The sequence below is a fragment of the Variovorax sp. Soil_C_26 genome (assembly GCF_057657075.1).
In genome coordinates this window covers 116,390-130,306 of record NZ_JBDGJC010000003.1, presented here as the reverse complement: position 1 = coordinate 130,306, position 13,917 = coordinate 116,390, and the positions used below count along the sequence as shown (strand labels likewise).

Genomic DNA, 13,917 nt, shown 5'->3' with positions numbered 1-13,917 from the left:
CCCCGATGTCCCGCACCCTACAGCTTGCCGAACAACTCATCTCGCGCCCTTCCGTCACGCCCGACGATGCGGGCTGCCAACGGATCGTCGGCGAGCGGCTGGCCGCGCTGGGCTTCACGCTCGAGACCATCGAGAGCGGGCCGGCCGACTTCCGCGTGACCAACCTGTGGGCGGTGCGCCGCCCCGGCCATGCGTCGGCTGCCACCCGGACGCTCGTCTTTGCCGGCCACACCGACGTGGTGCCGACCGGTCCGCTCGAGCAATGGACCAGCCATCCGTTCACGCCCACGCACCGCGGCGGCCAGCTCTACGGCCGCGGCGCCTGCGACATGAAGACCTCGGTCGCCGCATTCGTCGTGGCCATCGAGGAATTCCTGCAGGTCACGCCCGAGCCGAAGCTCGCGCTCGCGCTGCTGCTCACGAGCGACGAGGAAGGCCCGGCGGTCGACGGCACCGTGGTCGTCTGCAATGCGCTGACCGCGCGCGGCGAGACCATCGACTACTGCATCGTCGGCGAGCCCACGGCCGTCGAGCGCTGCGGCGACATGATCAAGAACGGCCGCCGCGGCACCATGAGCGGCAGGCTCACGGTGAAAGGCGTGCAGGGCCACATCGCCTATCCGCACCTTGCGAAGAACCCGGTGCATGCCGTGGCGCCCGCACTGGCCGAACTGGTGGCCATCAATGCGGCCGGCGGCTGGGACGCCGGCAACCAATGGTTTCAGCCCACGAGCTGGCAGATCAGCAACTTCCACGCGGGAACTGGTGCAAGCAACGTCATCCCGGGCAGTGCCGTGATCGACTTCAACTTTCGCTTCTCGACCGAATCGACGCCCGAATCGCTTCAGCAGCGGGTGCGCGCGGTGCTCGATGCGCACGGCGTCGACTGCACGCTGGCCTGGACCGTCGGCGGCTTGCCCTTTCTCACGCCGCCGGGCGAACTCGTCAGCGCCGTGCAGGCCGCGATCGCCGACGAGACCGGCATCGCCACCGAGCTGTCGACCAGCGGCGGCACGAGCGACGCACGCTTCATCGCCAAGATCTGCAAGCAGGTGGTCGAGCTCGGCCCCGTGAACGCGAGCATCCACAAGATCGACGAGCACATCGAGGTCGCCGCGATCGAGACGCTCAAGAACATCTACAAGCGCACCCTGGAGCGGCTCGACGAGTCGCAGGCACCATGAGCGCCGCGCCGGGCCGCCCCAAGCAAGCTCGCTCCCGCCTGGCGGGAAGGCGCGCAGCGCCAAGGGTGCACCAGTGAGCGCCGCGCCGGACCGCCGCCAAGCAAGCTCGCTCCCGCCTGGCGGGAAGGCGCGCAGCGCCAAGGGTGCACCAGTGAGCGCCGCGCCGGACCGCCGCCAAGCAAGCTCGCTCCCGCCTGGCGGGAAGGCGCGCAGCGCCAAGGGTGCACCAGTTCGCACGGTCATCGCGCTCATCGAGGCCGGCGCCAGGCGGCTCGAAGAGGCCGGCGTCGCCTTCGGCCACGGCACGGCCAACGCTTTCGACGAAGCAGCCTGGCTCGTGCTTTGGCGCCTGAAGCTGCCGCTCGACGACATCGACGCGGCGGCCGAACGCACCGTTTCGCCGGCCGACGCCGCGAAGGTGGCCGCCCTGCTCGACGAGCGCATCGCCACGCGCAAGCCCGCCGCCTACCTCACGAAGGAAGCCTGGCTGCAGGGCGTCCCGTTCTACGTCGACGAGCGCGCCATCGTGCCGCGCAGCTTCATTGCCGAACTGATCGTCGACGGCAGCATCGACTACTGGCTGGGCGAACACACCCGGCGCGTGCTCGACCTGTGCACGGGCAACGGCAGCCTCGCGGTGATCGCGGCCCTGACCTACCCCGACATCGCGGTGGACGCCGCCGACCTCTCGCGTGAGGCGCTCGAGGTGGCGGCGATCAACCTCACCCGCCACCAGCTCGACGATCGCGTCCGGCTGGTCGAATCCGACGGCCTCGAGAACCTGCCCGACCCCTACGACCTGGTGCTGTGCAACCCGCCCTATGTGAACAGCGCGAGCATGGCCGCCCTGCCTGCCGAATACCGCGCCGAGCCCGGTCTGGCGCTGGCCGGCGGCACCGACGGCATGGACTTCGTGCGCCGGTTGCTGTCAGAGGCGCCTTCGCGGCTGAACGCGCGCGGCGTGCTGGTGCTCGAGATCGGCAACGAGCGTGACCACTTCGAAGCCGCCTTCCCGCGGCTCGAAGTGGTCTGGCTCGAAACCTCTGCCGGCGAAGACCAGGTGCTGCTCCTCACGCGAGAGGCGCTGCTGGCATCGGACAGCCGAACGCAGAAATAAGACAAAAACGACGCAGAAACCGCAGAAGCGCCCGTTCCTGGCCTTTTTTCTGCGGCTTTCGCGAACCTTCCGCGCCCCCTGCGTTCTGTACCCGCATGGGGCGGCCCCATTTCGCCCACCCGGGATAATCCCCGGTTCAGGCCCCCCTATTTCATGATCACTCTCAAGAACGTCATTCTTCGCCGCAGCGCCAAGGTTCTGCTCGACGGCGCAACCGTCACCCTCAATCCCGGCGAAAAGGTCGGCCTGGTCGGCCGCAACGGCGCCGGCAAGTCGACCCTGTTCGCGCTGCTCAACGGCACGCTGCACGAGGACGGCGGCGACTTCTCGGTGCCCCGGCACTGGCGCCTGGCCCAGGTGGCGCAGAACATGCCCGAAACCGACGAGTCGGCCACCGATTTCGTCGTCGGCGGCGACACCCAGTTGGTCGAGCTGCGCCAGGCCCTTGCCGCCACCGAGGCCGCCTACGAGGCCAACCCCGACGATGGCGACCTCGGCATGGAACTGGCCCACGCCTACACCCACCTGGCCGACGCCGGCGAGCACGACGCGGTGCCGCGCGCGCAGGCGTTGATCCTCGGCCTGGGCTTCAAGACGCACGAGCTCGACCAGCCCGTGAACAGCTTCTCGGGCGGCTGGCGCATGCGCCTGCAGCTCGCACGCGCGCTGATGTGCCCAAGCGACCTGCTGCTGCTCGACGAGCCGACCAACCACCTGGACCTTGATGCCCTGGTCTGGCTCGAAGCCTGGCTGCAGAAGTACGCCGGCACCATGATCGTCATCAGCCACGACCGCGAGTTCCTCGATGCCGTGACCGACGTGACCCTGCACATCGCCAACGCGCAGCTCACGCGCTACGGCGGCAACTACAGCAAGTTCGAGGATATGCGCGCGCTGCAGATGGAGCAGCAGCAGGTCGCCTTCTCCAAGCAGCAGGACAAGATCGCGCACCTGCAGAAGTTCATCGACCGGTTCAAGGCCAAGGCCAGCAAGGCCAAGCAGGCGCAGAGCCGGGTCAAAGCGCTCGAGCGCATGGAAAAGGTTGCGCCGCTCCTGGCCGAGGCCGACTTCACCTTCGAGTTCAAGGAGCCGGGCAACATTCCGAACCCGATGCTCTCGATCAGCAATGCGAGCTTCGGCTACCGCATCGAGGGCGCCGAACCCAAGACCATCCTGCGCGGCGTCAGCCGCTCCGTGCTCGCAGGCCAGCGCATCGGCATCCTGGGTGCCAACGGCCAGGGCAAGTCGACGCTGGTGAAGACCATCGCGCGCGAAATGGGCGCGCTCGCGGGCCAGGTCACCGAGGGCAAGGGCCTGAACATCGGCTACTTCGCGCAGCAGGAGCTCGACGTGCTGCACCCCGAGAGCAACCCGCTCGAACACATGGTGCGGCTGGCGCGCGACCTCGGCAGCAGCGTCAAGGAAGCGACCGGCGAGCAGGCGCTGCGCGGTTTTCTCGGCAGCTTCAATTTCAGCGGCGACATGGTCAGGCAGCCCGTGGGCACCATGAGCGGCGGCGAGAAGGCACGCCTCGTGCTCGCCATGATGGTGTGGCAGCGCCCCAACCTGCTGTTGCTCGACGAGCCCACCAACCACCTCGACCTCGCCACGCGCGAGGCGCTCGCCGTGGCCCTCAATGAGTTCGAGGGCACGCTCATGCTCGTGAGCCACGATCGCGCGCTGCTGCGCTCGGTTTGCGACGAATTCTGGCTCGTGGGGCGCGGCGTCATCGGCGATTTCGACGGCGACCTCGACGACTACCAGCGCTACCTGCTCGACGAGGCCAAGCGCCTGCGCGAAGAAGCCAGGCTGGCGGTGCGGGAGGCGGCCGCCAGCAGCGCTGCAGCCGAAGCAGCGCCGCCGCCCGCAGCAGCAGCAGCAGTTCCGGCCGCCGCACCACCGGCGAGTTCGCAGCAGCGAAAGCAGGACGCGCAGGAGCGCCAGCAGCGCACCGATCAGGCCCGGCCGCTCAAGCGCGAGCTGGCGCAGGTCGACGAACGCCTCGCGGCCGCCGGCACCGAGCGCAGCGCGCTCGAGGCGCGGCTCGCCGAGCCGCTGCCGGCGGCAGAGATCGCCGAAGCCGGCAAGCGGCTCAAGGCCCTCAACGACGAGATCGGCCGGCTCGAAGAGCGCTGGCTGGCGCTGTCGGACCAGCTCGAGGCGCTGGCAGCTGCCTGACGGCTGGGTGAGAATCGCGCCAAGGAGAGATTTGCCGCATGCCTTCTGCGATCGAACTGGCCCAGGGTGACGAGGCGCTGATTGCCGCCATCCAGCGCAGCCGCCGCCTCATCGGGCGCAAGGCGCTGATGTCCGCAGCAGCCAGCGCCGTTCCGCTCCCCGGCGTCGACTGGGCCGCCGACGCTGCCCTGCTCTCGCGGCTCGTGCCGCAGATCAGCGCCGAATTCGGGCTTTCGGCCACGCAGGTCGAAAAGCTCGCGCCGCACCAGCGCGAGCGCATTCAGAAGGCAGCCACCACCGTGGGCGCGCTGCTTGTCGGGCGGCTCGTCACGCGCGACCTGCTGATCCGGCTCGCGCGGCATGCCGGCATCAGGCTAACGACCAAGCAGGCCACCAAGTACGTACCGATTGCCGGGCAACTGGTCTCGGCGGCTTTGGGCTACGCCGCCCTGCGCGCGCTCGGCGAGCAGCACATCAAGGATTGCGTTCGTGTACGCACGACGCTCGCACTATCGCCGCCCGCACCGCTCGCGCCCGCGTGAGCGCCGTCGTGCCGAACAGCACTTTCGCGGCCCATCCGACCGCCACCAGCGCCGACAGCGCCATGCCTGCCAGCCCGTCCAGGCCGCTGCGCAGCCCATAGCCCAGCGCAGCAGCGGCCAGCAATGCCACGAGCGCGCACAACGTGCGGTCCAGCCAGAGCGCGCGGGTCCCGCGCGCCCGCACCAACTGACGTGGTTTCATGGCTTTTACTCCCCTGAAACTATTCTAGAGGCCAACTTGAATATTCGCGTGGGATTAAATCCTCCAAATGGAGACTATTGCCGCTCGCGCGAAGGCCGCACGCAAGTTCGCGAAGATGACGCAAAAGCAGGCCGAAGCGGCGTCAGGCGTCAAACAGTCCAATATCTCCAAGATCGAGCGCGGTGACACCGGCCGCTCGATGGGCCTGCTGGCATTGGCGCGCGCCTACCGCGTCGACCCCCACTGGCTCGACACAGGCGACGGCCCTGCGCCGTGGGACGAAGTGCAGCAGTCACGCCGCGCGCGCGACCACGCTAACGAGCCGCCAGCCCCCTACAGAATTGCACGCACACCGCCCGCCGGCCCCGCCTTCGAGCCGGGCACACCGGGAACCGTGCCGCTCATCGCTTGGACTGACATTGCGTCGTGGAACGGCACCCTACCCATCAACGTGCCTGTCGAGCGCTGGATGCCCTGCATCGCCTACCACAGCCCCGGCCACACCTACGCGCTGCGCGTGCGAGGCGACAGCATGACCGCGCCGAGCGGGCACCTGAAAAGCTACCCCGCGGGGTCGATCGTCTTCGTCGACACCCGACTGACCACGCCCGAGGACGGCGACCGCATCATCGCCAGGCTCGACGAAACCGGCGACATCACCTTCAAGTCCTTCAAGAACGAAGACGGCCGCCGCTGGCTCCTACCGCTGAACCCCAAGCACGAGCCGATCCGGGTGGCGTTCTCGGTGCTTGGCACCGTGGTGGGGAAGTGGGAAGACGAGGATTGAGGGCCGGTGTCGAACTGCCGACGCATCGAGGGCCAGCAAGTTGCCTCACCACGCAAGCCCAAAAAAATCGCCAACTGCATGCTGCAATTGGCGACCTTGGAGTGGGTCTGGTAGGACGTACAAGATTCGAACTTGTGACCAACGGATTAAAAGTCCGCTGCTCTACCAACTGAGCTAACGTCCCGAAACCATTCACTCACTCTTCACTTCTTCTTTTTCACTTCTTCTTTTTTCGCTCTTGCCGGATCCGATCCGGCAAAGCCAAAGATTATAGCGCGGCGTGGCTCGCTATTTTGTCGAGCACCCAACCTGCCGCGCATTGGCCGAAGGTCGCGGTCACGCTGACCACCGAACCGTAGCCGCGGCAGTTGAGCGAGCCGTCGCCCTCGATGGCGCAAGAGGCATCGGGCGGCGCGACGCTCTCGCGGCTGAAGACACAGGTCACGCCGATCTTGCGGCCCTCGCGCGGGGCGCCGTGCTGCTTGCGAAGGCGCTGCCGCAGCTGTGCCAGCAGCGGGTCGTGTGTGACGAGCGAGAGATCGTCGACGTCGACCTTGTGCGCCTGCCGCTTGCCGCCCGCCGCGCCGACAGTGACGAACGTGGCCGTGCGCGCGGCGCGCGCCCATGCGGCCATCGCAAGCTTGGCCTTCACCTGGTCGCAAGCGTCGACGACAGCGGTGACGGGCCCGTTGGCCGCTTGCGATGCCTCGAGCAGCGCCTGCCAGTTGTCCGGCTCGACGAATTCGTCGAGCGCAAGCACCTGGCATTCGGGGTTGATCTGCGCAATGCGCTCGCTCATGGCCTCGACCTTGGCCTGGCCGACGGTGGACTCAAGCGCATGGATCTGGCGGTTGATGTTCGACTCCGACACATGGTCGAGATCGATCAGCGTCAGGCGCCCTACGCCACTGCGCGCCAGCGCCTCGACGGCCCACGAGCCAACGCCGCCGATGCCCGCGACGAGCACGTGCGCACCGCGGATGCGCGCGGCGCCCGCCACGCCGTAAAGCCGCTCGAGCCCGCCGAAGCGTCGCGCGAAATCAGGCGCCGCTGCGGTGTCGTGGGTGACGACAGCCGCGGCGGCGCGCGAGGTTTCTTCGGGAAGGCTTGCTGCTGCTGCGCTCAAGCGGAGGGCTCCGCCGTGGATCAGCGCAGGCGCGAGAGACGCTCGCGGCCGGCCTGTGCGGCTTCGGACTGCGGATAGGCCTTGGTCAGGTCTTCCAGCGTGCGCCGGGCGGCGCGCGTGTCCTTGAGTTCGATCTGGCAGTTGGCGATCGACAGCACGGCCTCAGGGGCTTTGGCGTGGTCGGGCGCGAGCGAGAGCATGGAACGGAAGTTCGCGATGGCCTCGTTGTAGTTGCGAGTGGCGTACTGCGCGTTGCCGAGCCAGAACAGCGCCGAGGCGTTGTAGCCGCTTTGCGGATAGCGTTTGACGAATTCGGCGAAGGCGGTCTGCGCCTGCGCGAACTGGCCGGCGCGGAAGATGCCGAGTGCGGCGTCGAAATCCGCCTTCTCGCTCGGATCGGCATTGAACTCGCGGCCGTCGACCGAGACCTTGGTCGGTTCGGTCTGCTTGAGCCGGTCGTCGATGGTGGTCTGGCGCGACTGGAGTTCGCTGACGGTGCGCTGGAGCTGCTCGTTCTGGCCAGTCATGCGTGCGAGGTCGCCGCGCATCTGCTCGATCTGGGTCTGCAGGTCGAGCAAGCTGCGCCGCAGCTGACCGTTCTCGTCGGCAAGGCGCTGGTCGGTCTGCTGGCGCATGGCCTCGACACGCTGGCGCAGGTCGAGGATGGCGCGGCGCGCCTCGTCATCCTCGAACAAGGCAGCCTGCGACCCTGCCGATGCGCAGAGCAAGGCGGCCGCCAGGGCCGCACCACGCCACAAGGATGGCTGCATCACCGGGTGTAGCGGATTTCAGCGCGACGGTTCTGCGCCCAGGCGTCTTCACCCGAACCCTGCACCGCCGGCTTTTCCTTGCCAAAGCTCACAGCTTCGATCTGCGCATCGTTCACGCCCAGCAGCGTGAGCGCGCGGCGAACGGCTTCAGAACGCTTCTGGCCGAGCGCGAGGTTGTACTCGCGGCCGCCGCGATCGTCGGTGTGGCCTTCGATCGAGATGCGGCGCTGGTTGTTGGCGCGCAGGAAGCGGGCATGGCCGTCGACCACCGACTGGAATTCGGGCTTGACGGTGTAGCTGTCGTAATCGAAATACACGATCCGTTCGACGCCCATCGGACCTTGCGCGGTGCTGGCATTGGGGTCGATGGTGACGGGTGCCACTGCGCTCGCGCTGCCCTGCTGGCCGGCGCCGCCGGCCATGCCGGAGCTGTCAGTGACGGGCGTGTCGTTGAGCTTGGTGCCCGACGAGCAACCGGCAATCAGGGCCACGATCGCCAGCGAATAAATCGTACGTTTCAACATTGGAACTCCTCAAAAAAACTCTTGGTCATTGCTTTTGAAACGGACCCCAGTCCGGTTCTCTTATGTCTCCCGCCCGTCCCGCCAACCGTGCCTTGATCTTTCCGTCCAGCGTCGTCGTCATGAGCGCTTCGCGACCTTGCAGGTTCGTTGCGTAGACGATGAGCTTGCTGTTGGGCGCAAAACTCGGGCTTTCGTCTGCGGACGTGTCGGTGATGGCCGTGACATTGCCGGTCGCCAATTCCATCACGTGGAGTTTGAAGGCACCGCCTACGCGTGAGATGTAGGCCAACCACCGGCCATCGCCGCTGACAGAAGGAGAAATGTTGTAGGTTCCGCTGAAGGTGACCCGGGTGGGGGCACCGCCGCTGGCGCCCATCCGGTATATCTGCGGCGCACCGCCGCGGTCGCTGACGAAGTAGATCGTGCTGCCGTCGGCTGAGTAGACCGGCTCGGTGTCGATGCTGGCGCTCTGCGTGAGCCGGCGCGGCTCGCCGCCGCCCGCGGGAATCGTATAGAGCTGCGAGCCACCGTCGCGGCTGAGCGTGACGGCCAGCGAGCTTCCGTTGGGCGCCCAGGCCGGCGCGCTGTTGGAGCCGCGGAAGTTCGCGAGCAGACGGCGCTGGCCATTGGCCACGTTGTGGACGTACACCACGGGCTTGCGGGATTCGAACGAAACGTACGCGAGCTGCTGTCCGTTGGACGACCAGACCGGCGAGATGATCGGCTCGGGGCTCGCGAGCGCGGCCTGCGCGTTCTCGCCGTCGGCATCGGCCACCCAGAGTGAGTAGCGGCTGCCGCCCTTGGTGACGTATGCGATGCGGGTGGAGAAGATGCCCTTGTCGCCCGTGAGCTTCTCGTAGACGTAGTCGGCGATGCGGTGCGACGCGAGCCGCAGGTCGCCCTGCGGCACGGTGTAGCTCTGGCCACCGAGGTCCTGTCCGCGCACCACGTCCCAGAGACGGAAGCGAACGTCGTAGCGGCCGTCGCCAAGCCGCGCCACGCTGCCGACGACGAGCGAATCCGCGGTGCGCTGGCGCCACAGCGACAGATCCGGGCGCGAGGCCTCGTCGAGCGCCTGGCCCGAAGCATCGACGCCACGGAACTGGCCGCTGCGTTCGAGGTCGGCCTGGACGATTTCGGAAATCTTCTGCGGCGAGGCGTCCTGGCCCTTGAAGGGAACCAGCGCAATCGGGAGCTGCGTGAGCCCGACGCCCGAGACCTCGACCCGGAACTGGGCGAGCGCGGGCAGCACGGGCGTCGCAGCCAATGCCGCGATCAGCGAGCGGCGCGCAAAAAGCGATGAAGAAGGAGTTGGAATGGAAACTGACAACGGCTTGTTCATGCGGTTCGGAGATGTTTCGGGGTAAGAAAGTTCTCCCCGGTGCAACGACCCACATGTTACACACTGGCTCGACGTTGCCGTCACAAAACGTGTATCGGGCGAAGCGGTCCTACACGGCGGCCATCCTGGGCGCCGACAGGCGCCCCGTAGAATTCCCGGCCATGCAAGCATCCCCCGGCAGCGAGACCCCCGCACGCCCTCCCCTGATCCGACGGCTGGCGCGTCTCATGACCTGGTTCGGCGGCTCGCGCCAATGGTGGGCGCTGGGCCTGATCGGTGCGATGCTCGCGGCGCTCACCGAGCCCTTGATGGCCGCGCTGCTCAAGCCGCTGCTCGACCGCGGCTTCACCAAGGGCCAGATGCCGCTGTGGTTCATACCCGCGGCGGTGCTGCTGCTGTTCGCGGTGCGCGGCGTCGCGCAATTCATCTCGCAGTACGCGCTCTCGCGCATCGCGAACGAAGGCATGCAGCGCCTGCGTCGCGTGCTGTTCGAGCGGCTGCTCGGCGCCGAGCTCGCGCTGTTCGCGCGCCAGTCGGCCAGCACGCTGTCGAACACGGTGGTCTACGAGGTGCAGACCGGCGCGCTGCTGCTGGTGCAGGCGCTGCTCGGGCTGTCGCGCGACGGCTTCACGCTGGTGGCGCTGCTGGGCTACCTTGTCTATCTCAACTGGAAGCTCACGCTCATCGTGGCCTTCCTCGTGCCGAGCATCTCCTGGATCATGAAGGTGTTCTCGAAGCGGCTCTACAAGCTCACGCAGCAGGGCCAGCAGGCCACCGACGAGCTGGCCTATGTGGTCGAGGAGAACGTGCTCGCGCACCGCATGGTGCGCCTGCATGGCGCCGAGGCGGCGCAGGCCCGGCGCTTCGAACAGCTGAGCCAGCGGCTCAACCGGCTCGCGGTCAAGTCGACCATTGCCCAGGCCGCGACCACGCCGCTCACGCAGATGATGGCCGCGCTTGCGCTGTCGGTGGTGGTGATGATCGCGCTCTGGCAGAGCGGCGAGCAGGGCTTCACGGTCGGCGGCTTCGTCGCCTACATCACGGCCATGCTGATGCTGATCGCACCGATCCGGAGGCTGGCCGAAGTAGCCGGTCCGATCACGCGGGGCCTGGCGGCGCTTGAGCGCGGCCTCGCACTGGTCGACGAGGTGCCAACCGAGCCGCAGGGCCGTTTCGCCGTGGACCGCGCCCAGGGCCGCATCGAGTTCAAGGACGCACGCGTGAACTACCGCGGCGACGACGAGCGCCCGGCGCTCGACGGTGTGATCCTGGCAATCGAGCCGGGCCAGAGCGTGGCCTTCGTCGGGCCGTCTGGCTCGGGCAAGACCACGCTGATGAACCTGCTGCCGCGCTTCGTGCTGCCGAGCGGCGGGCAGGTGCTGCTCGACGGCCACGACATCGCCGACTGGTCGCTCGGAAGCCTGCGCTCGCAGTTCGCCATGGTGAGCCAGGACGTAGTGATGCTCAACGACACATTGGCGGCCAACGTGGCGCTCGGCGCCGATGCGGAGATCGACCGCGCGCGCGTTCAGGCGTGCGTGGACGCCGCCAACCTGGCGAGCCATGTCGAGGGGTTGCCGCAGGGCATCGACACCGTGCTCGGCCACAACGCGACCCAGCTCTCTGGCGGCCAGCGCCAACGCCTGGCGATCGCGCGCGCTCTCTACAAGAACGCCCCGATCCTGCTGCTCGACGAGGCCACCTCGGCGCTCGACACCGAATCGGAGCGGCTGGTGCAGGACGCTCTGCAGCGCCTGATGCAGAACCGCACCACGCTGATCGTCGCGCACCGCCTCTCGACGGTCCAGCATGCGGACCGCATCGTCGTGATGGAACATGGCCGCGTGGTCGAACAAGGCAGCCATGCGCAGCTCATGGCGCTCGACGGGCTCTACGCCCGCCTGCAGACCACGGCGATGCGCACGACGCCGGCGGGCCAGGCCCCGACGCTCTGACCGCTCTGGTGGCGCGGCGGCACGCGCCGCCTTTCGCTCAACGCCTCAAAGCAGCACGATGTCGTACTGCCCCTGCCCGATCGCCTGCTCCGACTGCAGCGAGATCGGCTTGCCGATGAAGTCGCTGAGCCCGGCCAGGTGCTGGCTCTCTTCGTCGAGGAACAGTTCGATCACCTGCGGCGCGGCCACGATGCGGAACTCGCGCGGCGTGAACTGCCGCGCCTCGCGCAGGATCTCGCGCATCGCGTCGTAGGCGACGCTGCGCGCGGTCTTCACGATGCCCTGGCCGCCGCAGGCCGCGCACGGCTCGCAGAGCATGTGCGCCAGCGATTCGCGGGTGCGCTTGCGCGTCATCTCGACCAGGCCGAGCTGCGAGAAACCGCCGGCCGTGGTCTTGACGCGATCACGCGCGAGTTGCTTGCGGAACTCGGCCAGCACCTGCTCGCGATGGTCGTCGCGCGCCATGTCGATGAAGTCGACGATGACGATGCCGCCCAGGTTGCGCAGCCGCAGCTGGCGCGCAATGGCCTGCGCGGCCTCGAGGTTGGTCTTGAAGATCGTGTCGTCGAAATTGCGCGCGCCGACGAAGCCGCCGGTGTTCACGTCGACCGTGGTGAGCGCCTCGGTCTGGTCCACCACGAGGTAGCCGCCCGACTTGAGATCGACGCGGCGGCCCAGCGCCTTGGCGATTTCCTCGTCCACCGAATACAGGTCGAAGATCGGCCGCTCGCCCTTGTAGTGCTGCAGCTTGCCGGCAGCCTGCGGCATGTATTCGAGGCCGAACTTGAGCAGCACTTCGAACTGCTCGCGCGAATCGATGCGGATGGTCTGCGTGTCCTCGCTGGTCATGTCGCGCAGCACGCGCTGCAGCAGGCTCAGGTCCTGGTGCAGCAGCGACATCGGCGGCGTCTTGCTCGAGGCTTCGCGGATGCGCGACCAGGTCTTTCGCAGGTACGCGATGTCTTCGGCCAGCTCGGCGTCCGACGCGTCCTCGCCATTGGTGCGCAGGATGAAGCCGCCGGTGTTGGCCGGCACCACGCCGCCGCTGTCGGCCGCCGCGGCGGCCTCGATCAGCGCGAGCATGCGCGTGCGCAGCGACTCGCGCTGGTCGGCGGGGATCTTCTGCGACACGCCGATGTGGTTGTCCTGCGGCAGGAAGACCAAGAGCCGCCCGGCGATGCTGATCTGCGTCGACAGCCGCGCACCCTTGGTGCCGATCGGGTCCTTGATGACCTGCACCAATAGCGACTGGCCTTCGAACACCTGCTTCTCGATCGGCACCATCGGAGCGCCGTTGCGGTGGTCGCGCTCGGGCGCGGGCGCGCTCGGGCGCGAGCCGGGCGTGAACGGCGCCACGATGTCGGCGACGTGCAGGAAGGCCGTGCGCTCGAGGCCCACGTCGATGAAGGCCGACTGCATGCCCGGCAGCACGCGCGAGACCTTGCCCAGGTAGACGTTGCCGACGAGGCCGCGCTCGAGCGTGCGCTCGACGTGCAGCTCCTGCACCGCGCCGTGCTCGACCAGCGCCACGCGGGTCTCCTGCGGGGACCAGTTGATCAGGATGTCTTGCATGAGACCTTTAAACGATGAAGCCGGCGCGCCGCAACAGCTGCGCCGTCTCGAACATGGGGAGTCCCATGATGCCCGAATAGGACCCGCTGATGTGCTCGACGAAGGCGGTCGCCGCCCCCTGGATCGCATACGCACCGGCCTTGCCGAGCGGCTCGCCGCTCGCGGCATAGCGTGCGATCTGCGCCTTCGTCATGGGAGCGAAGCGCACGCGCGACACGCTGAGCGCCGCATGGCGCCGGCGGCCTTGCTGCAGCGCCACCGCGGTGAGCACGCGGTGGGTGGTGCCGGACAGCAGCGCGAGCATGCGCTCGGCATCGCGCACGCCCTCGGGCTTGCCGAGGATGCGGCGCCCGAGTGCCACCGTGGTGTCGGCGCAGAGCACGGGCGCGTCGGCGAGTGCAAGTCGCTTCTGTCGCGCGACGGCGGCATCGAGCTTCAACGCGGTCACGCGCTGCACATAGGCCGTCGGCGATTCGCCGGGCAGCACCGCCTCGAGCGATTCCGCGTCTTCGTCGGGTCCGGGCAACAGCAGTTCGTGGCGCACGCCGAACTGTCCGAGCAGTTGCGCCCGGCGCGGGCTTTGCGATGCGAGATAGATGAATTCAGCAGACAACGTCG

General features: G+C 67.9%; 13 protein-coding genes and 1 tRNA gene. 6 read left to right on the top strand and 8 right to left on the bottom strand.

From position 1 onward, the window contains the following. The first annotated feature begins 5 nt into the window (after positions 1–5). The 4 genes from dapE (at position 6) to AC3A6G_RS10040 (ending at position 5,021) form a co-directional block, all read left to right on the top strand. Complete coding sequence (gene dapE / locus AC3A6G_RS10055) at positions 6–1,184, top strand: succinyl-diaminopimelate desuccinylase (protein ID WP_487859224.1); 1,179 nt, start codon at positions 6–8, stop codon at positions 1,182–1,184. A gap of 241 nt (positions 1,185–1,425) precedes the next feature. Continuing rightward, on the top strand, positions 1,426–2,301 hold the full coding sequence (prmB, locus tag AC3A6G_RS10050) for a 50S ribosomal protein L3 N(5)-glutamine methyltransferase (RefSeq protein ID WP_487859354.1): 876 nt from the start codon (positions 1,426–1,428) through the stop codon (positions 2,299–2,301). A 153-nt stretch (positions 2,302–2,454) separates the two neighbouring features. Further along, the gene (locus tag AC3A6G_RS10045; RefSeq protein WP_487859225.1) at positions 2,455–4,479 is read left to right on the top strand and encodes an ABC-F family ATP-binding cassette domain-containing protein; all 2,025 of its coding nucleotides are present in this window, start codon (positions 2,455–2,457) and stop codon (positions 4,477–4,479) included. Positions 4,480–4,517: 38 nt separating this feature from the next. Further along, positions 4,518–5,021: a hypothetical protein gene (locus AC3A6G_RS10040; RefSeq protein ID WP_487859226.1), complete on the top strand. Its 504-nt coding sequence runs from the start codon at positions 4,518–4,520 to the stop codon at positions 5,019–5,021. Here AC3A6G_RS10040 and AC3A6G_RS10035 read toward each other — a convergent pair. Beyond that, complete coding sequence (locus tag AC3A6G_RS10035; protein WP_487859227.1) at positions 4,954–5,223, bottom strand: hypothetical protein; 270 nt, start codon at positions 5,221–5,223, stop codon at positions 4,954–4,956. The genes AC3A6G_RS10040 and AC3A6G_RS10035 overlap by 68 nt on opposite strands. A 67-nt stretch (positions 5,224–5,290) precedes the next feature. On the opposite strand from AC3A6G_RS10035, the gene AC3A6G_RS10030 reads away from it, so the two are divergent. Next, positions 5,291–6,010: a helix-turn-helix domain-containing protein gene (locus AC3A6G_RS10030; RefSeq protein WP_487859228.1), complete on the top strand. Its 720-nt coding sequence runs from the start codon at positions 5,291–5,293 to the stop codon at positions 6,008–6,010. A gap of 108 nt (positions 6,011–6,118) precedes the next feature. Here AC3A6G_RS10030 and AC3A6G_RS10025 read toward each other — a convergent pair. From AC3A6G_RS10025 to tolB, 5 genes are all read right to left on the bottom strand, one after another. Further along, positions 6,119–6,194, bottom strand: a tRNA-Lys gene (locus AC3A6G_RS10025). Positions 6,195–6,278: 84 nt separating this feature from the next. Further along, positions 6,279–7,136 (bottom strand): tRNA threonylcarbamoyladenosine dehydratase, encoded by an 858-nt coding sequence (locus AC3A6G_RS10020; RefSeq protein WP_487873609.1) that lies wholly within the window; start codon positions 7,134–7,136, stop codon positions 6,279–6,281. Between the two features lie 20 nt (positions 7,137–7,156). Continuing rightward, entirely contained in the window at positions 7,157–7,906 is a 750-nt protein-coding gene (gene ybgF / locus AC3A6G_RS10015) for a tol-pal system protein YbgF (RefSeq protein WP_487859230.1), read from the bottom strand. Continuing rightward, positions 7,906–8,430 carry a peptidoglycan-associated lipoprotein Pal gene (pal, locus tag AC3A6G_RS10010; RefSeq protein WP_487859231.1) on the bottom strand — a complete coding sequence of 175 codons (525 nt, stop codon included), beginning with the start codon at positions 8,428–8,430 and terminating at the stop codon, positions 7,906–7,908. The genes ybgF and pal overlap by 1 nt, the downstream gene beginning before the upstream one ends. 25 nt (positions 8,431–8,455) lie before the next feature. Next, positions 8,456–9,772, bottom strand: a complete 1,317-nt coding sequence (gene tolB / locus AC3A6G_RS10005; protein ID WP_487859232.1) for a Tol-Pal system beta propeller repeat protein TolB — start codon at positions 9,770–9,772, stop codon at positions 8,456–8,458. Positions 9,773–9,933: 161 nt separating this feature from the next. Here tolB and msbA point away from each other — a divergent pair, with 161 nt between their 5' ends. Then, positions 9,934–11,727: a lipid A export permease/ATP-binding protein MsbA gene (gene msbA / locus AC3A6G_RS10000; protein ID WP_487859233.1), complete on the top strand. Its 1,794-nt coding sequence runs from the start codon at positions 9,934–9,936 to the stop codon at positions 11,725–11,727. Between the two features lie 45 nt (positions 11,728–11,772). On the opposite strand, the gene rng is transcribed toward msbA, so the two are convergent. Next, entirely contained in the window at positions 11,773–13,299 is a 1,527-nt protein-coding gene (gene rng / locus AC3A6G_RS09995) for a ribonuclease G (RefSeq protein WP_487859234.1), read from the bottom strand. A 7-nt stretch (positions 13,300–13,306) separates the two neighbouring features. Continuing rightward, entirely contained in the window at positions 13,307–13,912 is a 606-nt protein-coding gene (locus AC3A6G_RS09990) for a Maf family protein (RefSeq protein ID WP_487859235.1), read from the bottom strand. Positions 13,913–13,917: the final 5 nt, after the last annotated feature.

Excerpts from the sequence above, each read along its gene's own strand:
- dapE (WP_487859224.1), top strand. The coding sequence starts at position 6 with ATGTCCCGCACCCTACAGCTTGCCGAACAACTCATCTCGCGCCCTTCC.
- AC3A6G_RS10045 (WP_487859225.1), top strand. The coding sequence starts at position 2,455 with ATGATCACTCTCAAGAACGTCATTCTTCGCCGCAGCGCCAAGGTTCTG.
- AC3A6G_RS10040 (WP_487859226.1), top strand. The coding sequence starts at position 4,518 with ATGCCTTCTGCGATCGAACTGGCCCAGGGTGACGAGGCGCTGATTGCC.
- AC3A6G_RS10035 (WP_487859227.1), bottom strand. The coding sequence starts at position 5,223 with ATGAAACCACGTCAGTTGGTGCGGGCGCGCGGGACCCGCGCGCTCTGG.
- AC3A6G_RS10030 (WP_487859228.1), top strand. The coding sequence starts at position 5,291 with ATGGAGACTATTGCCGCTCGCGCGAAGGCCGCACGCAAGTTCGCGAAG.
- ybgF (WP_487859230.1), bottom strand. The coding sequence starts at position 7,906 with ATGCAGCCATCCTTGTGGCGTGGTGCGGCCCTGGCGGCCGCCTTGCTC.
- pal (WP_487859231.1), bottom strand. The coding sequence starts at position 8,430 with ATGTTGAAACGTACGATTTATTCGCTGGCGATCGTGGCCCTGATTGCC.
- tolB (WP_487859232.1), bottom strand. The coding sequence starts at position 9,772 with ATGAACAAGCCGTTGTCAGTTTCCATTCCAACTCCTTCTTCATCGCTT.
- msbA (WP_487859233.1), top strand. The coding sequence starts at position 9,934 with ATGCAAGCATCCCCCGGCAGCGAGACCCCCGCACGCCCTCCCCTGATC.
- rng (WP_487859234.1), bottom strand. The coding sequence starts at position 13,299 with ATGCAAGACATCCTGATCAACTGGTCCCCGCAGGAGACCCGCGTGGCG.